Source organism: Pelomonas aquatica, assembly GCF_026712205.1.
Classification (GTDB): Bacteria; Pseudomonadota; Gammaproteobacteria; order Burkholderiales; family Burkholderiaceae_C; genus Pelomonas; species Pelomonas aquatica.
The window spans coordinates 49,944-70,502 of the sequence record NZ_JAPPUW010000022.1 but is presented as its reverse complement, the minus strand read 5'-3'; the positions used below and the strand labels follow the sequence as shown (position 1 = coordinate 70,502).

The window sequence follows — 20,559 nt, the reverse complement described above, 5'->3', positions numbered from 1 at the left end:
GGTCTCGCTGGTGGATACCCACCAGCAACTCCAGCGTTTTACTTGAACCGCCGGATGCGGACCCGCACGTCCGGTGGTGTGAGAGGGCTGAGGGGGCGACCCCTCACCCTACTCGATTCTAGAGAAGATCCCAGGTGGTCAAGGTTGAGAGGGCGTACTCGAAGAGGGAGTTCCGTATCGCCGGCACCGAGTGCTCCCCGATGGCTTCTGGCGTTCAGCCCTGGAGGGGGCCACGGTCTTGGCGCTCAGAGCTGCCCCGATTTCGGCGCATCGAGCCCGACTCCCCGATGGACGAGGCCTGACTCTCACCATTCAGCACTCGACGATGCCTGTCGTTCGACATGGAGCAGGTGTCGCTTTTGTTCCAGTGAACACCAGCACGACGCCGTTCAGCCCGTCGACGGCGGACCACAAGCGGCGGGACCTGGAGGTGCGGAGACTTGCGCCGATGGTCGACGATGGCTCTAGAGCAGCATCAAGCCTGGCCTCTCGGCCAAGCCTCCAAGCAAGATCCTGCAACGCTGCCCGTCTAGCCCGCATCCCTTATAAGTACAAACTCTCGTACTTTGTTCATATTCTGTTTATAGAATTGCTATCGCAATGCAGAATTCCGCGCCGGGGTGGGACCGGGATCGCGAACAAGATCTGCTGCGTAGAAGCTGCTCCAAAGCAGCCACGCGAATGACAACGATCATCAAACGGAGACAGCGATATGAACGAGCATCGGCGGCGGGCTGCGGCCCTGAGACTTCATGCGATTGCCAGCGCCCTGGCCCTTTGGGGCGGCTCAGCCGGAGCAGTGGAGATCGACACCGGCAATCCCGACCTGAAAATGCGCTGGGACAACACGTTCCGCTACAACCTCGGCGTGCGAACGGACGCCCAGGACACGCGCATCATTTCCAACCGCTCCTATGACGAGGGCGACGCCAAGTTCGGCAAGGGCAAGATCGTCACGAACCGCTTCGACCTGCTGAGCGAGTTCGACGTCAACTACGCCGGCCAGTTCGGCGCACGGCTGGCGGCGGCTGGCTGGTATGACCAGGCCTACGACAAGCACGGCGTGACCTCGCCGGCGCCCGGCGGCTTCTCGACGAGCTACTTCAACGACCGCTACAACAACAAGGTCGAGCGCTACGTCAACGGCCCGTCCGCGGAATTCCTGGACGCCTTCGTCTGGACCAACTTCAATCTCGGCAGCGTGCCGGTCAACGTGAAGCTGGGCCGCCACGCGATCATTTGGGGCGAGGGCTCGGTCATCGGCGCCCATGCGATCTCGTACTCGCAGGCGCCGACCGATGCGGTCAAGGCGGTGGCGAGCCCCGGCATCGAGACCAAGGAGCTGCTGATGCCGATCAACCAGCTGTCCTTCAAGGCACAAGTGACGAGCGACTTGACGGTCGCTGGCCAGTACTTCCTGGAGTGGCGGCCGCTGCGGGCGCCCAACGGCGGTACCTTTCTGGTCGGCGCCGATACCTCGCCGAACGTGGACCGCCTAGCCATCGCACCGGGCATCAACGCCAACAACGTGGACCCACTCGCGCCGCGCCAGCGAGGCAACTGGGGCATCAGCGCCCGGCTGAACGTGGCCGCGATCGACGCCACCATTGGTGCCTACTACCGGGTGTTTAACGATTACGCGCCCGAAAACGGCATTCAGTTCCTGACCTTCAATGGTCCGCTGCCCACGACGTTCCGCTTCGTCTACCCGCAGAACGTCAAGCAGACCAGCCTGAGCTTCGCCAAGGGCATCGGCCCGGTCAGCTTCGGCAGCGAACTGTCCTATCGCCAGCACGGCGCGCTGAACTCGACCGGCAGCTATGGTCCGGCGGATAACACCGGCGCCCGAGGCAATACCTGGCACGCCATCGTGAACGGCACCTACCTGCTGCCCAAGACCGCGCTGTTTGACACCGGCAGCGTGTTGGTCGAACTGGCCTACAGCCGCCTGGACAAGGTCACCCAGAACCTGGCCCTGTACCGCGGCGAAGGCAACCTGACGCCGATGAATGCGTCGGGTGCGCTGTCCTGCTCCAAGTCGGGCGTAGCGGCCACGGTGGCGGGTGATGTGTCGGATGGCTGCTCGACGAAGAACTTCCTGCAGGCGGCCATCAGCTTCAGCCCGACCTACATCGGCGTCCTGCCATCGTGGGATCTGGAGCTGCCGATGTTCGTCCAGTACGGCATCAAGGGCACGGCGCCTAGCGCCAGTGCCGGCTTCGAGGGCGCCCTGAGCTACTCGCTGACGGCCAAGATGACCTATTCGTCGCGCCACGAGTTCTCGCTGAAGTACGCGGACACCCGGGCCAAGACCAAGTACAACGCGGCTGGTACAACGGTGATCGGAGGCAGTGGTTCAGGCAGCGTGCTCGGGGGTACTGATCGCGGCTGGCTGGTCTTCACCTACAAGACCTCGTTCTGATCCGAAGCCCTAGGAGACAAGACCATGAAACAACTGAACCTCACCCTGTGCGCGGCCGCCATTGCCTTGCTCAGCGCTCCCGCCTTCGCCGCCGTGTCGGCCGAGGAAGCCAAGCAGCTCGGCACCACGCTGACCGAGTTCGGCGCCATCAAGGCCGGCAATGCCGAGGGCACGATTCCCGCCTATACCGGCGGCCTGACCACGGCGCCGGCCGGCTTCAAGCCTGACAGCGGCTTCTGGGTCGACCCGTTCAAGGACGAGAAGCCGCTGTTCCGCATCGACTCCAAGAACATGGACAAGTACGCGGACAAGCTCAGTGAAGGCCAGAAGCGCGTGCTGAAGGAGGATCCGAACTACTACCTCGAGATCTTCCCCAGCCACCGCACCGCGGCCTACCCGGAGAAGGTGCTCAAGGCCACCGTGCGCAACGCCACCGGTTGCAAGACCACGCACGAAGGCATCGGCGTGGACACCGCCTGCCGCGGCGGGCTGCCGTTCCCGATCCCGAAGTCCGGCCTGGAAGCGCTCTGGAACCAGATCCTTCACTACCAGAGCGACACTGCCGTCACCACCTCGGCCTCTCGCTCTTGGGTCATCGACACTAACGGCAAGCCGACGATGACGGCCGAGCAGAGTACCTACACCGACGCGACCTGGTATCAGCCGGACCTGCCGGACCGCGATCCGACGATGGCCTGGCGCGTCTACTCGGTCACCAAGTCTCCCGCGCGCCTAGCCGGCGGCGTGACCGGCATCACCGACTTCATCGATCCGATCCAGCAGCCCCGCAAGGCCTGGGGCTACACGCCCGGCCAGCGCCGCATCAAGATGTCGCCCGAGTTTTCGTACGACACGCCGGTGGCCAGCCAGGGCGGCCTGACGCTGTTCGACGAATTGTTCATCGTCTCCGGCAAGCTTGACCGCTTCGACTACAAGCTGATGGGCAAGAAGGAGATGTACCTGCCTTACAACCAGTACAAGGGCTCGTTCGAATGCCCGACGCTGGAGATGGGCTTGCAGGCCAAGCACACGAACCCGGCCTGCGACCGGTGGGAGCTGCACCGCGTGTGGGTGGTCGAGGCAACGCTGAAGCCTGGCATGCGCCACGCCTACTCCAAGCGCGTCTACTACCTGGACGAGGACCTCTCGGCTGCAGCCCTCTACGACGCCTTCGACCAGAATGGCGCGCTGTACCGCTCGATGTTCAACGGCATGGTCCAGCTCTACGACAAGAAGCTGCCCTGGGCGGTGCGCGCGACGACCTATGACTTCAACAAGGGCCAGTACGGCTACTTCAACGACGTCATGGTGGGCGGCCACAAGATCGAGGCCAAGCCTCGCTCCGACCGCGAACTGAATGCCGAAGCGATCGTGACGCGAGAGACCGCTCGCTGACCTTGTCCTGCGGACCGACCGGAGGCTCCGTGGAGAATTCGAGTTCATTTCTGCGGCCTCTGGTGGCCGGCCTGCTCAGCCTTGGCATGACGCTGATGGTGGCGGCGGATGTGGCGGGTACGGTCTCACAGCCGCGGCCCGATCCGCTGGACGTGGCGGCGCGGCCGTCGCCGTTCACCAAGGGCTGGGCGACGACCGGCATCGCCCGCCAGGGCGAGCAGCTGCTGGCCGTCGGCCCGCGCGGCCTGATCCTGGCGTCGGGCGATAGCGCCAAGACCTGGACGCAGGTGGAGAGCCCCGTCTCCACCGACCTGGTCACCGTGCGATTCACCGCGCAAAAGACCGCCTGGGCCATCGGCCACGACGGCGTCGCGCTGCGCAGCACCGACAGCGGCCAGCATTGGGAGCGCATCCTCGACGGACGCAAGCTGCTCGTGCTGCTGAGGGGCAGCTACGAGCAGCGCGCCAAGTCCGGCGATGCTGGCGCGGCGGCCGTGCTCAAGGAGGTCGACCGTTCGGCCGAGCAGTCGGCCACGCCAGGCGTGCTGTCCACACCGATGCTGGACGTCTGGTTCTCGCCGGAAGCGCCGGCTGAGGGCCTGCTGGTCGGTGCCTTCGGCCTGGTGCTGGCCACTCATGACGGCGGCACAACCTGGGAGCCGCTGATCGAGCGCACCGACAACGACCGGCGCTTCCATCTGTACGCAGTGAGCGGGCAGGGTGACGAACGCTATATCGCCGGTGAGCAGGGCCTGCTGATGCGTTGGGACGCTGGGCAGCAGCGCTTCGCCAAAGTTGAGACACCTTACGCCGGCAGCTACTTCGGCATCCACGTCTCGCCGGGCCGCCTGATCGCCTATGGGCTGCGCGGCAACGCCTACGCCACCGAGGACGGCGGCGCCCACTGGAACAAGATCGAGACCGGCGTGGACGACAACCTGGTTGCGCTGGTGCCCCGAGCCAAGGGCGACTTCCTGCTCGTCTCCCAAACCGGTCAGGTGCTGGCCGTGCCGCGGGGCGGCCTGAAGGCCAAGGCCCTGCACGTGACGCCCATGAGTGAAATATTCGCCGCGACCGATACCAACGGCCAGCAACTGGTGCTGGCCCAGATCAACGGCCTGCGCACAATCGAATTGCCTACCCGGTGATCCGCTGATGAGTGCCTATCAAGACAAGTCCGCCAACCCGGCGATGCCGGTGATCGCCGACGTGCGCGACTTCGATGTGAAGTCAGGCAACCTGGCCGAGCGCGTGATCTTCAACCACCGTGCGCTGGTGATCACGCTGTGCGTCGTCGCCACCGTGGTGCTGGGCTGGTTCGCGACCCGGCTGAACGTCAATGCGAGCTTCGAGCGGATGATTCCGCCTTCGAGCCCGTACGTCAAAAACTACCTGGCCTACAAGTCCGACCTGCCGGGCCTGGGCAACACGATCCGAATCGTTGTCGAGAACAAGACAGGCAACATCTACGACAAGGACTATCTCGAGGCGCTGCGCAAGGTCAACGACACGCTCTACCTGATCCCGGGCACCGACCGCTCCTGGATGAAGTCGCTGTGGATGCCGATCGTGCGCTGGCGCCAGGTGACGGAGGAGGGCGTGGTCGGTGGTGCCGTGATGCCAGCCGACTACAGCGGCACCCGGACCTCGATCGAGCAACTCAAGACCAACATCTCGCGCGCCAACATCATCGGCAGCCTGGTCGCCAACGACCTGAAGTCCTCGATGATCGTCGTCCCGCTGCTGGACCGCACGCCGGGCACCGGCCAGCCGCTGAACTACGGCGAGTTCTCGCGCGCGCTCGAGGCCAAGGTGCGCGTGTTCGAAAGCGACAAGGTCGGCATCCACATCATCGGCTTCGGCAAGATCGTCGGCGACCTGATCGCGGGCCTGCAGCAGGTGATGGTGTTCTTCGGCGTCTCGGTGCTCGTGGCCGCGCTGTTCGTGTTCGCCTACACCCGCTGCCTGCGCAGCACCGCGCTGCTGGTGACGGTGGCCGTGGCCGGCGTGGTCTGGCTGCTGGGTCTGATGCAACTGCTCGGCTACGAGCTCGATCCGTACTCCATCCTCGTGCCCTTCCTGATCTTCGCCATCGGCCTGTCGCATGGCAGTCAGAAGATGAACGGCATCCTGCAGGACGTGGGCCGCGGCACGCACAAGTACGTGGCGGCCCGCTACACGTTCCGCCGCCTCTTCATGGCCGGGCTGACCGCGCTGCTGACCAATATCGTCGGCTTCGCCGTGCTGGCCATCATCGACATCCCGGTGATCCGCGACCTGGCCATCACGACCAGCATCGGCGTGTCGGTGCTGGTGTTCACCAAGCTGGTCCTGATCCCCGTGACGCTGAGCTACATCGGCGTCAGCCCGGCCGCCGCAAAGCGCGCGCTGGCCGAGGACGACGAAACGAAGCAGGGCCGCACCCTTCTCGCCCGCATCTGGCAAGGCCTGGACCGCCTGACCGAGCGCCGCGGCGCCATCGCCGCCATCGGCGTGGCACTGGCGCTGACGGCGGTGAGCGCCATGGCCATGCGCCATCTGCGCATCGGCGACCTCGACCCCGGTGCACCGGAACTGCGCGCCGACTCCCGCTACAACCGCGATAACACCTACGTCACCCAGCACTACGGCCTCTCCAGCGATCAGTTCGTCGTCATCATGAAGACCGATCAGGAGGGCTGCCGCTTCTATGAGTCGCTCCAGTTGATGGACGCGCTGGCCCTGAAACTGCGCGAGACCGAAGGCGTGCAGGCCACCGGCTCGCTGGCCCAGTCCACCCGCTTCATCACTGCCGCGCTGTCCGAAGGCAGCGGCAAATGGCTGACGCTCAGCCGCGACCAAGCGCTGACCAACGTCGCCGTGTCCGCCGCGATGATCGCCACGCCCGACATCACCAATCAGCAGTGCTCGGTGACCCCGCTGATCGCCTACCTCAGCGACCACAAGGCCGACACGCTCAGCCGCGTGCTAAAGGTCAGCGAGGATTTCGCCGGCCAGTTCAATACGGTGGACGGCACCGTCCACCCGACGCATTTCCTGCTGGCAGCGGGCTCGGCCGGCATCGAGGCGGCCACCAACATCGAGGTCGAGCGCGGCGTGCTGAAGATGTACCTGGCCGTCTACGGCGCCACCGCGCTGCTGTGCCTGCTGACCTTCCGCAGCCTGCGCGCCACGCTGGTCGCGATGATCCCGCTGGTCATCACCACCATACTGTGCAAGGCGCTGATGGTGGCGCTGGGCATCGGCCTCAAGGTGGCGACGCTGCCGGTGATCGCGGTGGGCGTGGGCGTCGGCGTGGACTACGCGCTCTACCTGCTCAGTGTGCAACTGGCGATGCAGCGCCGCGGCGCGACTCTGGCCCAGTCCTATCGCCGAGCCCTGGATTTCACCGGCCGCGTGGTCGCGCTGGTGGGCCTGACGATGGCGGCCGGCGTGATCACCTGGGCCTGGTCGCCGATCAAGTTCCAGGCCGATATGGGCATTCTGCTGACCTTCATGTTCCTGTGGAACATGGTCGGTGCCTTGGTGCTGATCCCGGCGCTCTCCCACTTCCTCCTCAATCCGAAGAGCCAGCCCCCGGTGGCTGCGCCGCTCACCCCGCACATCAAGGAGCAATTGCATGTTTGAACTGCTGATGAGCGCTGACATGATGGTCAGCGACCCGGACGCAATGGCCGAACTGCTGGTCACGAAGCTCGGCATCCACAAGCACGAGCGCTGGCGCCAGGCCTTCGCCGACCATCCGTACATCGCTCATTTCCTGCGCGTGCACAAGTCGCTGGCGGTGTCGCCCACGCGGGTCGAGCCGCAGGGGCACCTGGACAAGCCCAACCTTGGCGACCCGATGTTCCACGAGTTCCTGGAGAGCCTGAAGGATTTCCAGGGCCGGCACCGCCCGATGCTGACCCACTCGATCGTGCTGGCCACCCACAGCGCCAAGTTCGACGCGTTGATGGAGAAGCTGATGCGTCGCCGCCTGCGTTTCCGTATGGCGCAGCGCACGCCGGCGATGCCTTTCGACCGCATGTGGATGGGCGTGACGCCCGAAGATCCGCACTACGAACCCTCGGTGGACGGCGGGCTGTGCATCGAGGTGATGCCGATCGAGCCGCTGCAACTGCCCCCCGAGACCTTCGCGGTGCCGGCGCCGGCACCGCGCGACCTGAAGCCGGGCGACATGGTGCGGGTGAGCTCCCGCGGCTTCCTGGTGCGCAATCTTGATGAGACGCTGCGACGCTGCTCCGCCAATCTTGACTGGGAGCCGCACGGCCAGGTAGAGGTGCTGGAGAAGGAGGGTTACCGCCGCGCGACGATGGAGTTCTCGCTGCCCAACAGCGCAACGCTGGACGTGATCGAAGCCACGCGCTGGAACGGCGATGCCGGCACCTATGTCAACAGTTGGGGCCCGGGCCCGTACTACGTCCGCATCGCGGTCAACGACCTGAAGGCGAAGGCCGAGGACCTGCGCTCGCGCGGCACCAACTTCGCCTGGATCGACGAATGCCAGGCCGTCGACGGCAAGTCGCTGATCCGCGTGGATCCTGCCGACCTGCAGGGCCAGTTGTTCGAGTTCGAAGAGGCCTGATCCCATGTCCGACGCAATGGCAGTGCGCATCGAGCGTGAGGGCGCGGGGCAGGGCGGGGTGGGCTGGATCGTCCTGAACCGCCCGGACCAGATCAATGCGATCAACGACGACATCCGCAGGGGTGTCCCGGCCGCGCTGGCCGAACTGGAGGCCGACCCCGACATTCGCGTGATCGTGATCCGCGGCGAAGGCCCGCGCGGCTTCTGCGCCGGTGCGGACATCAAGGAACGCCGGGAAGCCGAGACCTCGCTACAGGTGCGCCGCCGCATGCAGGGCTCGCGCTGGATCGAATCGCTGGACCGCTTGGAGAAGCCCGTGATCGCTGCGATCCACGGCTACTGCATGGGCGGAGGTATGGAACTGGCGCTGGCCTGTGACATCCGCTTCGTCTCGCCCGATGTGGTGCTGGCGCTGCCGGAGACCGGCCTCGGCCTGATCCCCGGCGGCGGCGGCACGCAGCGCCTGCCGCGTGTCGTCGGCCCCGGCCGCGCGCTGGACTTGCTGCTCACCGGCGGGCGCGTGGGCGCCGAGGAAGCCAAGGCCATGGGCCTGGTGACGCGCGTGGCGACGAGCGCCACGACGATGATCGACGAGGTGCGGGCGCTGGCACAGCAGATCGCCGCCAAGCCGCCGGTGGCCACTGCCTATGCCAAGCAGGCGGCACGGGCGGCGCTGCAACTGGACCTCAAGAGCGGCCTGGACCTGGAGCTCGACTTGTTTGCGCTGCTGGCCCCGATGCATGATGTGAAGGAAGCGGCGCTGGCTTTCCGCGAGAAGCGCACGCCGAAGTTCAGCGGCCTTTGACCGAACGACTGAGAGCGAGCACGTAATGAGCTATTCAAGCAGAGACCGCTTGGCGGGCAAGGTCGCCATCGTCACCGGCGCGGCCCACGGCCTGGGCGCCGAGACGGCACGGGTGCTGGCGTCTCAAGGCGCACGGGTGGCGATCGTCGACATCAACCTCGAGGCCGCGCAAGGCGTCGTGGCCGAGATCGAGGCGGCCGGGGGCGAGGCCATGGCCATCAAGGTGGACCTGACGTCCGAGTCCGAGATCATGGGGATGGCCGAAGCCGTCGAGCAGCGCTTTGGGCGCATCGACGTGCTGCACAACAACGCCGCCGCGCTAGACGTGCCGCAGCGCCAGGCCGACCGCGACGTCTGCAACGTCTCCATCGAGGCCTGGGACCGGGCGCTGGACGTCAATGCCCGCGGCGCCATGCTGTGCAGCAAGCATGTGGTGCCTGTGATGCTCAAGACCGGCGGCGGCTCGATCATCCACTCGACCTCGGGCTTCGGCCAACTGGGCGATGTGACGTTGACGGCCTACGCCGCCTCCAAGGCTGCGCTGATGGCGCTCTCGCGCTCGATCGCCGCCCAGTTCGGCAAGAAGGGAATCCGCTCCAACGCCATCATGATCGGCTTCGTCCTCAATGACCATGCGCAGAAGACGGTGCCCGAGGAGATCAAGCAGATCCTGCTGGCGCAACACCTGACCCCACAGCTGGGCAGCCCACGCCAGATTGCCGATGTCGTGGCCTTCCTGGCCAGCGAGGAATCGTCTTTCATCACCGGCGCGACGATCCCGGTCGATGGTGGATTCACCAGCCACTCTCCGGCGATGGTGCCGCTGAGCGAATACTTCGAGCGGCAGGGGTCAAACAAGCTCTGATGGCGTTCGTCCGTGACCGCTGCGCGTCAATGCCAGCGGTCAGCGCATCCGCGCCGTCACCTTCGCATGCGGCCCCGCCACCTGCGCCGCCCACGCCTGGGCTGCCTGATCGAAGCTGAAATCCAGGTAGTCGATGGCGATCTTGTTCTCGCGGTCGATCTGGAGCAGGCGCTCCCAGATCGCGCGGCGATCGGCCGAGGGGCGCTGGCCGGTGCCGATACAGGAGAGGGTGCGGAACAGCAGGTCGGCGATGTCCAGGCTGATCTGGCGGCCGGCTCCGGTGCCGATGGTCATGATGCGGGCGCCCCAGCGCGTGGCTTTCAAGGCCGAGAGCAGCGGCTGACCGCAGACCAGGTCCAGCACCACGTCGAAGCCGCCGTTGGAGGCGTCCTTCAGCGCGGCGACGTCGTCGGCTCCGCCGAGCTTGATGCCGGCATCGGCCAGGCCACGGCTGACCAGGCGCTGAATCGATTCCTCCGAACGGGCGGCTGCCACGATGCGGCCCGCACCCATGTGTCGGGCGAGTTGCAGTGCGATCTGGCCCAGCGTGCCGGTGGCCCCGAGGATCAGCACGTTCTCGCCCTTCTGGATGGCCGCTTTCTCCAGCGGCACCAGCGCACCGGTGGCGGCGATGCCCATGCTGATCGCCGTCTTGTCGTCCACGTCGTCCGGCACGGCCCAGACCTCTTCGGCTGGCACCAGCGTGCGCTCGGCCCAGGCGCCAAAGGGCTGCACCGAGCGCTCGCCGAAGTAGACGCGCTGTCCGTTCTTCAGGCGGCCGACGCCTTCACCGCGAATGACGCAAGGGAACTCGATACCGAGGCGGTACGCGCCGAGCACGTCCCAGCCGCCCAGGCCGGCTGTGTCCATGTCGATCAATAGGGCACCGTCGCGCGGCTCGGGCTCGCGGAACTCGGTCAGGACGGGGGCAACGCCACGTTCCGGGATGACTGCTGCTTTCATCGGTGATCCTCAGGTGTTGTCTTTGGTGGCGGCCTCGTAGGCCTTCAGTTCGAATCCGGGCTCGCGTGCCTGTGCTGGCGTCAGTGGCGTGTTGCGCGCCAGCAGCTTGCGGGCGGCCATGTGGTCGGCAGTCCGGTTGGCGGTCTCGACGGCAATCAGGCGCCCCTGGCGGAAGCAAAGCACGGCCAGTTGATGCCCGTCGGCGGCGCCGACCTGCACGGTCTCGTCATGCCCATCGGCCAGCCCGGCGATCTGAAGGCGCAGGGCGCCCTGGTCGGTCCAAAACCAGGGCAGGGCGGTGTAAGGCGAGGGCTTGCCCATCAGCCGGGCAGCGACGGCCTTGCCCTGGTCCACCGCGTTCTGCACCGATTCCAGTCGCACCGGCTTGTCGGCGTAGCAACTGGTGAAGTTCGCCGCATCGCCGATCGCCGAGATATCGGGGTCGCTGGTCAGCAGCAGTTCGTCCACGCAGATGCCGTTGTTGACGGTCAGGCCTGCGGCCGCTGCCAGTTCCGCATTGGGTAGCACACCGATGCCGTAGACCACCAGGCCCGCCGCGATGACGCGCCCGTCTTCCAGCTCCACGCCGCTGACCTTGCCCTCGATGCCGAGGATGCGCCGCAGCTTCTGCCTGAAGTCGATCTGCACGCCCCAACTCGCGTGGCCCGCGGTGAACAGGTCAGACATGGGCTTGGAGATGGCCCGCGCCATCGGCCGCTCGCCCAGTTCGATCACGTGCACCGCCACGCCCTTGGCCGCGGCCACCGCGGCGAACTCCAGGCCGATGAAGCCAGCGCCGATGACGACGGCACTGCGGATGCTGCTGATGCGCGGCGATAGGGTATCGGCGTCGGCCAGCGTCCGCAGCCCGATCACGCCATCCAGTTCGATGCCGGGCAGTTCGGGCACGCGGTTACGCGCGCCGGTGGCGAGCACCAGGTGGTCGTAGGGAATCACCGTGCCCGAGGCCAGTTCCACATGCCGCGCCGCGCGGTCGATGCGGGTGACGCTGTCGTGCAGCCGCTCGATCCGGTGCTCCTCGAAGTATTCGGGCTGGCGGAAGCGGATCGCATGCGCACCGATCTTGCCGAGCAGGTAGGCCTTGGACAGCGGCGGCCGTTGGTAGGGTACGCCCGGCTCGTCGCCGACGATGATGATGCGCCCGGCAAAGCCCCCCTGGCGCAGCGAGGCGGCGGTCTGGAAGCCGGCCTGGCCGCCACCGACGATCACGACTGAATTCAACGCAGACATCTCGACAACCTTCTTCTCTTCGTCAATCGAATTTTGGATAGCGGCCCAGGGGCAGCAGGCTCGCTGCGCCGACCAGGAACGCCGATCCGCAAAGGGTCAGCACCATCATGTAGTTGCCCGTGCTCTTGTAGACGACGCCGCTCAGCCACGGCGCTAGCGCGCCGGCCGCTGTGATTAGGCCGAGGTGCACGCCGAAGAGACGGCCGTAGTCCCGCAGGCCGAAGTAGCGGGACATCAGGTAGGCGGCAATGTCGAACTCCGCGCCGGCACCCAGGCCGACCAGGGCGGTGGCCAGCAGAAGGATGCCGGTCTGCTCGGCGCCCGTCGTCGCCAGCAGCAGGCAGCCCAGGGCGGGCAGGGCCAGGGCCACGGCTGCCACGCCCGGCGCCCACAGGCGGTCGATCAGATAGCCCACCAGCACGCGCCCGCCGATCAAGGACAGGCCGAAGCCACCGAACACCGCGCCGGCGGCGGCGGCGGTGAGGCCTTTGTCGCGCAGCATTGGCACCGTGTTCGAGACCATCGTGACGATGGCGCCGACCACCAGCGACAGGCCGATGTTCAGGAACCAGAACCGCATCGAACGCAGGCCCTGCGAAAAAGTGAGTCCGCCCGCGATCAGGGCGGCCGGCCGTGTGCCGTCGGCGCGTGGCGCGACGCCGGCCGGCTCCTTCATCCAGAACATGGCGAAGGGGAGCACCACCAGCACCGGCAAGGTGGCTAATAGCCAGAATCCGCCCTGCCAGCCCCAGCGCCCGATGGCCCAGGTGACTGCCGACGGCAGCAGCGCGGCGGAAATGCCCGTGCCCGAGAGCACAAGCGCCAAGCCCAGTCCCCGGTTGCGCACGAACCAGAGGTTCACCAGATAGGTCCAGGTTACATGAATCGTGCCCATGCTGGCCAGCGGCAGCAGCGCGAAGAAGAAGTACAGCCAGGCGATCGACGGCCCCATCAGCGAGATGGACGCGAAGCTCAGCGCCAGGCAGGCCAGCGAGATGCAGGTGACCCGTTTCATGCCGTACCTGAGGTTCAGCCAGGGCACGATCTGCGATGCGACCACCGCACTGGCGAACAGGAAGGTGACGGCCGACTGGATCTCTCCCCGGGGCCAGCCGAATGCCGTCTGCAACGGGATCACGAAGGAGCCGAAGGCATACAGCATCGAGGCGTTGGCGTTGATGGCCAGCCCGAGCATGGCCAGGATGACGATGCGCCAGCCTTGCTTGAACTCGGTGAGGTCGATCGCGGCGGTGTTGGTCTTCATCGAGATTCAGTCCCTGACGAGTAGCAGGCTGCCGCCGAGCGGCCCGCCGCCGGAGGCGCAGACCGAGACTTGGTGCGGCGCGATCTGGCGGTCGCCCGCGCGGCTCCAGAGTTGGGTGCAGGCTTCGTGCACATAACCCAGGCCATGCGTGCGTCCCCCGGAGAGCTGGCCGCCGTTGGTGTTGATCGGCAGCACGCCGTCGCGTGCTATGCGGGCGCCGCCCTCGACGAAGGCGCCGCTCTCGCCGCGCGCGCACAGGCCCATGGCTTCGAGCCAGATCATCGTGAGGATGGAGAAGCCGTCGTAGAGCTGGGCGCTACCCACATCGCTCGGCTTCAGATCGGTGCGGTTCCACATCATCCGGCCCACATCGAAAGCCGCACCCTCGGTCAGCGAGATCTGGTCCCAGGACCAGGGTTGGTGCAGGGCCGCGCCGATCGCCTCGATGCGGATCGGCGCGTTCGGGCCGTCCTTCGCGGCGTCGGCGCGCGACAGCACCAGCGCCGTCGAGGCATCGCAGTGCACGTCGCAATCGAACATGCGCAGCGGCGTGGAGATCATCCGCGAGGCCATGTAGTCGTCCATGCCCATGGGCTTGCGCATCACCGCCTTCGGATTCAAGACGGCGTTGCGGCGGCAGGTGAGGGCGATCTGCGCCAGTTGCTCGGGGCGGGTCCCGAACTCGTGGAAGTGCCGCTGCGCGTACATCGCCATCAGGTTGACGGCCGAGAGCACGTTGAAGGGCGTGTACCACTGCCAGAAGTAGCTGGTGTCGCGGCCGCTGGTCTTGTTCGTCAGCGCCGAGGCGCCCTTGTCGACCAGCCGGCCGCTCGCCTCGGTGATCGTGCGGAACACGAGGACATGCCGGGCGAGGCCGGCGGCGATCGCCATCGCACCATTGATGACGCCGGCCAGCGGCCCCGGGCCTTCGTAGCCGCCACCGAACCAGTTCACCTGCAGGCCCATGGCGCTGATTAGCGCATTCGGGCCCACCGGGGAGAAGCTGTTGCCGTTGTTGTTGTCGCCCGGCCAGCAGGAGACGCCGTCAATGTCGGCCGGCGTGAGGCCGGCGTCCTGGATGGCTTCGAAGGCGGCGTCCAGCGTCAGCCGCATGGCGGATTTCGTCGAGGGCCGGCCGACCTCCGACTGCCCGATGCCGGTGATGGCGACGTCCTTCTCGAAGACCCGGTCAAACATCGCCAACCCTCGATTCAAGCGGAGCGAACAGCGGGATCCAGACGTCCTCCTGCTGCTCGAAGACCACACGCACCGGCATGTCGATCTGCACCTCCTGCGGTGCGCAGCGCACGATATTGCTAGTCAACCGCAGCCCGGCCTGCTCGGCCAGTTCGATGATGGCGACCACATACGGCGCCTCCAGGTCGGGCGTCCAGGCCTGCTGGTTGATCGTGAAGGTCAGCACCTTGCCGTGGCCGGACACCGGCTGCGGAGCGACGTCAAAGCTGCGGCAATGCGGGCAGATCGGCGCCGGCGGGTGGAACCAGCGCGAACAGGCGGAACAGCGGTGGACGTTCAGCAGGCCCTGGGCACCGCCTTGCCAGAACGGTGCGGTATCCGGAGTGAGCGCGGGCAGCTTGCGGGTCATGGCTGGAGCTTCAGCAAGGCGATCGCATTGCCGGATCGGATCTTCTCGCGATCGGCGCCGTTCAGGCCCAGGCCTTCGGTCGGGTCGCCGTTGTCGTAGGCACCGCCGAAGTTGGTACCGTAGAGCAGCCTGTCCACGCCGACGACCTCCAGCACGCCGCGGCGCAGAGCGGGCGAGTGCACGTCGAGGTCGAAGTAGAAGTTGGGCAGGTAGTCCATCAGCGGGCGCTTGTTGCGCGCATCCGGCGCCATGCCCTTGTTCAGCTCGGCCAGGCGGCCAAGCTGGAACACGGCCATGCCGCCGGAGTGGGTGATGTAGGTCTTCAGCGTCGGGAAGGCGTCGAGCGCGCCGCCGCAGATCAGGTACCAGAAGAACAGGGTCTCGTCCACGCAGTCGCCCACGATGGAACTGGTCTCGAACTTGTCCTTGTGATGCTGGTCGCCCAGCCAGATGGACTGGTTGTAGCCATGGACCATGACCGGCACGTCCAGTTCCGTCAGCTTCTCCCAGAGCGGCAAGAGTTCCTCGCTGTGGGCCTCCAGCCCGTTGAAGTTCGCGCCGCCCACGCAAAGGCCCTTGGCGCCCAGATGCTTGACCGCCCGGTCGATTTCCTTGACGGCCTCTTTCGGGTCGGCCAGGTTGGCGTGGCCCCAGAAGGCGAAGTGCTCGGGGTCCTCCGCGCAGTACCGGGACATCTCGTCGTTGCAGGTCCGTGCGTACTCGTTGCCGAAGTCGTCGGCCCAGTACATGAAGGCATGCGATGGCGTGGACAGCACCAGCTTGTCGACCCCGCGCTCGGCCATCAGTGCGCGGCGGCTCGCGTGCGTCATCTTCGACAGCAGTGCGGCTTCGGCCTCGGCATCGGTGCCCGCCGGCTTGCGGTGCTTGTTGGTGCCCAGCGAGAAGTGGCCAACCGTCAGCCCCTGGCGCTTCATGAACGGCCCCCAGAACTCATGCCTGTTCAACATGCCCGCAGTGAACAGATGGGCGTGGACATCAATCAGCAAGGGCCTCTCCCGGTTGACGCATCAGTGTCGAAGCAGTGTAATAGCTGAACATATTCAGTCAAGATGTATAACTTAGAGGGTTTTCACGATGGCTTCCTCACTGTCTGACCGGGTTTTCGTGGTGACCGGCGGCTTCGGCGCGCTGGGGCGGGCGCTGGCAGCGGTGCTGCTGGAGGAGGGGGCGCGTGTCGCCCTGCTGGATAGGGCGCCGGCGGGGGTGGGGCTGCCTGACGGCGACCGCGTGCTGACCATTGGCGGCGCGGACCTGGGCGATGCTGGCGCGGCCGCTGCTGCATTTGCACAGGTCCGGCAGCGCTGGCAGCGCATCGATGGCCTGGTCAACGTCGCCGGCGGGTTCGCCTGGGAGACCGTGGGCGACGGCAAGCTGGACACCTGGGACCGCCTCTACGCGATGAACCTGCGCAGCGCCGTGTCGGCGAGCCAGGCGGCGTTGCCGTACCTGAGCACCGACGGCCGTGGCCGCATCGTCAACATCGCCGCGCTCGGCGCGGTGAAGGCTGCCACCGGCATGGGCGCCTACGCCGCGTCGAAGGCCGGCGTGATGCGCTTCACCGAGGCGCTGGCCGAAGAACTGAAGGACCGCGGCATCACCGTCAATGCCGTGCTGCCCAGCATCATCGACACGCCGGCCAATCGCGCCGACATGCCGGATGCCGCCTTCGACCGCTGGGTCACGCCCCAGGCCCTGGGCTACGTGATCAAGTTCCTGCTGTCCGATGACGCTGCGGCGATCACCGGCGCCTTGCTGCCCGTCGCGGGCCGCACCTGACCATCCACCCGACAAGAAACCATGAGACTCGTCACCTACTCCGACGCCCAGGGCGTCCAGCATGCCGGCGCCTTCATCGACCAGGACTCGGCCATCCTCTCGCTGCAGGCGGCCCAGCGCGAACTGCACGGTTCCACCTCGCCGAGCCTGGCCAGCGTGCTCTCGCTGATCGAGGCGGGCGACGAGGCGATGGCCCATGCGCGTTCGCTGGTCGAGCTGGCACCGCGGGTGGCGGTGCTGCTGCGCCACCAAGTGCACCTGCACGCACCGATCCAGCCGCCGCCGCAGATGCGCGACTGCTCCTGCTTCGAACTGCACCTGCGCCAGAGCTTTGCCGCGGCCCGCAAGATCCGCGCGTTGCAGACACCGGATCCCGAGGCCACGCTGGCGGCAATGGGTACGAAGGCGGACGAGCGGGTGATCGCCACCTTCAACCGCCAGCCGATCTACTACAAGTGCAACCGCTTCGCGGTGATCGGTCCGGACGACGACGTGGTCTGGCCCAGCTTCTCGAAGGCGCTCGACTTCGAGCTGGAGTTCGGCTGCTATATCGGCCGCAAGACCAAGGACGTCGCCAAGGCCGACGCCCGCAAGCACGTCGTGGGCTACACGATCTTCAACGACATCAGCGCCCGCGACACGCAGGCGTTGGAGATGTCCGGCATGCTGGGCCCGGCCAAGAGCAAGGACTTCGACACGGCCAATGTCATGGGCCCCTGCCTGGTGACCACCGACGAACTCGAAGACCCGTACAACCTGACGATGATCGCCCGCGTCAACGGCGAGGAATGGGGCCGCGGCAGCACGAGCACGATGCGCTGGACCTTCGAGGAGGTGATCGAGCACATCTCCCGCTCCGAGACCCTGTATCCGGGCGAGTTCCTGGGTTCGGGCACCGTCGGCAACGGTTGCGGCCTGGAGCAGTTGCGCAACCTGAAAGCCAACGACGTGGTGGAACTGGAGGTCCAGGGCCTGGGCGTCCTGCGCACGCATATCACGCGGCCCCAGCGCGTGGCCGCCGCCTGATCCCGATCCGCTTCGCGAAGGCCGCCCCGATGAAGACCTTTTCCACCACGCCCGAACGGGGCGGCTTCGTCTTCCAGATGTTGATCGCGCCGTACAAGGTGTCTGCCGAGACGCTGGCCGACACGCGCGGCTACTACGGCCTGAAGCTGACCAAGCACTCGCCCTTCGGCTGCGTGCGGGATGAGGAGGGGCATCTCTACGCCTTCGTGCGCGCGCTTAATGCGCCGGACAGCACGCCCAACCCGATGAAGTTCATCTACCAGTCCAGCCGCGTGGACGGGCAGACGCTACGCATCGACAAGGCCCGCACCGCCAGCCAGGCCATGACGGCGATGCCAGACCGCGGCCTGAGCGAGGGCTCCATGTGCTGGCAGGGCGTCCCGGGGGAGGAGGGCAATGCCTGGCGCATCGCGGCCTCGGGCGAGCGCATCAGTTGGAAGGAAGAAGGTTTGTTCGACCTGTCCGGCGCGCTGATGGGCGAGGGCTTCCAGTGGTACCTGCCCGGGCCGGAGTGGGGCATGTTCTACGTCTCCCAACTGTACGAACTGCAGGGCACTTGCGAAGGGCGGCCGGTGAAGGGTGCGATGGCGCTGGACCAGCCCTACATGGTCGACGGCGGCGCGATCCATTTCCGCAAGGATCCGATCGTCAACAACAAGAAGCACGTGGCCTGGTGGTCCTTCGTCACCATCTACAAGGACGGCACCTGGGACACCGGGTCCTTCATGGTGGGCCACGACCATCTCGGCTACGCGATCTTCCAGAACGAGAAGGGCGAGATCCGCACCACCACTGATGTGGAGGCGCGCGTCGTGCACAAGAAGGAAAGCTGGTTCGCCCAGTCCGTCACCATCACCGTCGAGGGCCAGGAGCAGTGGGAATTCCTGCCGGACCGCTACGGCGAGATGGCCGACTTCACCGGCGGATTCCCGGTGACTGCGCAGCAGGAAGGCCGTTGGCGCCGAGTCGGTGACACCCGCGAGCCGGATCGCTGGTTCGGCTGGGGGGAGTCCGACCTGCGCAACGGGACGGCGCGCAACGTGCCAGGTCGCGAACCCTGAGCGGCACGGTCCGGTGGGATTGATCTCATTGTGGCACGCGATAATTTGTATGCACACTATCGTCGATAGTGTCTTATATTAGATGAAGAGACAAACAGGAGCACAAGCATGCTGACGCAGACGAGCCCGATGCTGGCCGACGGCACAAAGATCGCCGACCTGGTCTTGCCCGCGACGCGGGAAGTCCAGATGAGGGTCCTCTCCGATCCCGAGATCTACGAACTGGAGATGGAGCGCATCTTCGGCAAGATCTGGAACTTCCTGGGCCATGAATCCGAGATCCCGAACTCCGGCGACTTCGTTGTCCGCGACATGGGCTCGGACCAGGTCATCATCTCGCGCGACAAGGCTGGCGAGGTGCACGTGATGCTCAACGTCTGCCCGCACCGCGGCATGCGTGTCTCCGTGCTGGACGGCGGCAACACGCAGATCCACAAATGCATATACCACGGCTGGGCCTTCCGCCCGAACGGCGACTTCATCGGCGCGCCGGTCGAGAAGGAGTGCATGCACGGCAAGATGATGTGCAAGGAGGAACTGGGCCTGAAGAAGGCCCGGGTCACCCTCTATGGTGGCTTGATCTTCGCCACCTGGAACATTGAGGGCCCGTCCTTCGAGGACTTCCTCGGCGATGCCAAGTGGTACTACGACATGCTCTTCAAGCGCAGCGACCGCGGCCTGGAAGTGCTCGGCCCGCCGCAGCGCTTCGTCGTCCGCGCGAACTGGAAGGCCGCCGGCGAGCAGTCCGCGGCCGACGGCTTCCACACGCTGACGCTGCACCGCTGGCTCGGCGAGGTCGGCAACTACGCCAAGAAGAACGAGGACGGCACCAGTGCCGACCTGAGCCCGGAGATGTACGGTGTCGAGATCAGCTCGCCGCACGGCCACGCGCTGCGCTGCATCGACTTGGCCCGCAAGATCTCGCGCCTGACCGGCCTGGATCCAAAGGAGCTCAGCGTCCAGCAGAAGCTCGACGCGCTCCCGCCCGCCGGCATGCACAAGGACATGGTCGAGCAACTGGCCCGCAACCTCAGCCCCGAGCAGTTGCAGGTGCTGACGACAATGCCGCCGCAGGTGGGCGGCATCTTCCCGAATGTGCTGTTCGGCTTCGTCTACATCCCGCAGCCGGACGGTTCCGTCCTGGGCTCGCTGACGCTGCATGCCTACGTGCCGCGCGGCCCGGACAAGCTCGAGTTTGTCAACTGGATCCTGGCCGAGAAGGACGCGCCGCAGGAACTGCGCGAACGCATCCTGAAGCAGACGATCCAGCTCTTCGGCACCTCGGGCATGGTCGAGCAGGACGACTCAGACACCTGGCCCCACATAACGCTCTCCGCCAAGGGCGCGATGGGCAAAAAGCAGACCCTCAAGTACCAGGCCGTGTACGAGACCGGCGCGCCCGAAGGCTGGCCCGGCCCTGGCATGGTCAACGAAGGTTTCACCAAGGACGACACCCAGTGGCACTGGTGGATGTACTGGCGCGAGTTGATGACCTCGGAAGTCTGACCCCCCCGCCACA

The 20,559-nt window shown here is 66.2% G+C and carries 17 protein-coding genes; 11 read left to right on the top strand and 6 right to left on the bottom strand.

Annotation, left to right across the window (positions count from 1 at the left end):
• Positions 1 to 712 precede the first annotated feature (712 nt).
• The 7 genes from NYP07_RS19855 (at position 713) to NYP07_RS19825 (ending at position 10,072) form a co-directional block, all read left to right on the top strand.
• Positions 713 to 2,422: a DUF1302 domain-containing protein gene (locus NYP07_RS19855; protein WP_276597546.1), complete on the top strand. Its 1,710-nt coding sequence runs from the start codon at positions 713 to 715 to the stop codon at positions 2,420 to 2,422.
• A gap of 24 nt (positions 2,423 to 2,446) precedes the next feature.
• Positions 2,447 to 3,817, top strand: coding sequence for a DUF1329 domain-containing protein (locus tag NYP07_RS19850; protein ID WP_268153470.1), 1,371 nt, complete (start codon positions 2,447 to 2,449; stop codon positions 3,815 to 3,817).
• 62 nt (positions 3,818 to 3,879) lie between these two features.
• The gene (locus NYP07_RS19845) at positions 3,880 to 4,965 is read left to right on the top strand and encodes a WD40/YVTN/BNR-like repeat-containing protein (protein WP_268153469.1); all 1,086 of its coding nucleotides are present in this window, start codon (positions 3,880 to 3,882) and stop codon (positions 4,963 to 4,965) included.
• A gap of 7 nt (positions 4,966 to 4,972) precedes the next feature.
• Positions 4,973 to 7,444, top strand: a complete 2,472-nt coding sequence (locus NYP07_RS19840) for an efflux RND transporter permease subunit (protein WP_268153468.1) — start codon at positions 4,973 to 4,975, stop codon at positions 7,442 to 7,444.
• Positions 7,437 to 8,402: a VOC family protein gene (locus NYP07_RS19835; protein WP_268153467.1), complete on the top strand. Its 966-nt coding sequence runs from the start codon at positions 7,437 to 7,439 to the stop codon at positions 8,400 to 8,402. Before NYP07_RS19840 ends, NYP07_RS19835 begins: the two co-directional genes overlap by 8 nt.
• A gap of 4 nt (positions 8,403 to 8,406) precedes the next feature.
• Positions 8,407 to 9,207 (top strand): enoyl-CoA hydratase/isomerase family protein, encoded by an 801-nt coding sequence (locus tag NYP07_RS19830; RefSeq protein ID WP_268153466.1) that lies wholly within the window; start codon positions 8,407 to 8,409, stop codon positions 9,205 to 9,207.
• A gap of 25 nt (positions 9,208 to 9,232) precedes the next feature.
• Positions 9,233 to 10,072: an SDR family NAD(P)-dependent oxidoreductase gene (locus tag NYP07_RS19825; RefSeq protein WP_268153465.1), complete on the top strand. Its 840-nt coding sequence runs from the start codon at positions 9,233 to 9,235 to the stop codon at positions 10,070 to 10,072.
• Between the two features lie 39 nt (positions 10,073 to 10,111).
• Here NYP07_RS19825 and NYP07_RS19820 read toward each other — a convergent pair whose 3' ends face one another.
• From NYP07_RS19820 to NYP07_RS19795, 6 genes are read right to left on the bottom strand one after another with little or no spacing between them, the layout of a single operon-like run.
• Positions 10,112 to 11,035, bottom strand: coding sequence for a quinone oxidoreductase family protein (locus NYP07_RS19820; protein ID WP_268153464.1), 924 nt, complete (start codon positions 11,033 to 11,035; stop codon positions 10,112 to 10,114).
• A 9-nt stretch (positions 11,036 to 11,044) separates the two neighbouring features.
• Positions 11,045 to 12,286, bottom strand: a complete 1,242-nt coding sequence (locus tag NYP07_RS19815; protein ID WP_268153463.1) for an NAD(P)/FAD-dependent oxidoreductase — start codon at positions 12,284 to 12,286, stop codon at positions 11,045 to 11,047.
• 22 nt (positions 12,287 to 12,308) lie between these two features.
• Positions 12,309 to 13,550, bottom strand: coding sequence for an MFS transporter (locus tag NYP07_RS19810; RefSeq protein ID WP_268153462.1), 1,242 nt, complete (start codon positions 13,548 to 13,550; stop codon positions 12,309 to 12,311).
• 6 nt (positions 13,551 to 13,556) lie between these two features.
• Positions 13,557 to 14,747, bottom strand: coding sequence for a thiolase family protein (locus NYP07_RS19805; RefSeq protein ID WP_268153461.1), 1,191 nt, complete (start codon positions 14,745 to 14,747; stop codon positions 13,557 to 13,559).
• The gene (locus tag NYP07_RS19800; RefSeq protein ID WP_268153460.1) at positions 14,740 to 15,156 is read right to left on the bottom strand and encodes a Zn-ribbon domain-containing OB-fold protein; all 417 of its coding nucleotides are present in this window, start codon (positions 15,154 to 15,156) and stop codon (positions 14,740 to 14,742) included. The genes NYP07_RS19805 and NYP07_RS19800 overlap by 8 nt, the downstream gene beginning before the upstream one ends.
• A complete protein-coding gene (locus NYP07_RS19795; protein ID WP_378991147.1) occupies positions 15,153 to 16,124 on the bottom strand; it encodes an amidohydrolase family protein in 972 nt (323 codons plus the stop codon). Before NYP07_RS19795 ends, NYP07_RS19800 begins: the two co-directional genes overlap by 4 nt.
• A 127-nt stretch (positions 16,125 to 16,251) precedes the next feature.
• On the opposite strand from NYP07_RS19795, the gene NYP07_RS19790 reads away from it, so the two are divergent.
• The 4 genes from NYP07_RS19790 to NYP07_RS19775 all read left to right on the top strand — a co-directional run bounded on the left by NYP07_RS19790 (position 16,252) and on the right by NYP07_RS19775 (position 20,546).
• The gene (locus tag NYP07_RS19790) at positions 16,252 to 16,953 is read left to right on the top strand and encodes an SDR family NAD(P)-dependent oxidoreductase (protein ID WP_268153458.1); all 702 of its coding nucleotides are present in this window, start codon (positions 16,252 to 16,254) and stop codon (positions 16,951 to 16,953) included.
• Between the two features lie 21 nt (positions 16,954 to 16,974).
• Positions 16,975 to 17,979 carry a fumarylacetoacetate hydrolase family protein gene (locus NYP07_RS19785; protein ID WP_268153457.1) on the top strand — a complete coding sequence of 335 codons (1,005 nt, stop codon included), beginning with the start codon at positions 16,975 to 16,977 and terminating at the stop codon, positions 17,977 to 17,979.
• Positions 17,980 to 18,008: 29 nt separating this feature from the next.
• Positions 18,009 to 19,040 (top strand): hypothetical protein, encoded by a 1,032-nt coding sequence (locus NYP07_RS19780; protein WP_268153456.1) that lies wholly within the window; start codon positions 18,009 to 18,011, stop codon positions 19,038 to 19,040.
• Between the two features lie 108 nt (positions 19,041 to 19,148).
• Entirely contained in the window at positions 19,149 to 20,546 is a 1,398-nt protein-coding gene (locus tag NYP07_RS19775) for an aromatic ring-hydroxylating dioxygenase subunit alpha (protein ID WP_268153455.1), read from the top strand.
• Positions 20,547 to 20,559 lie beyond the last annotated feature (13 nt).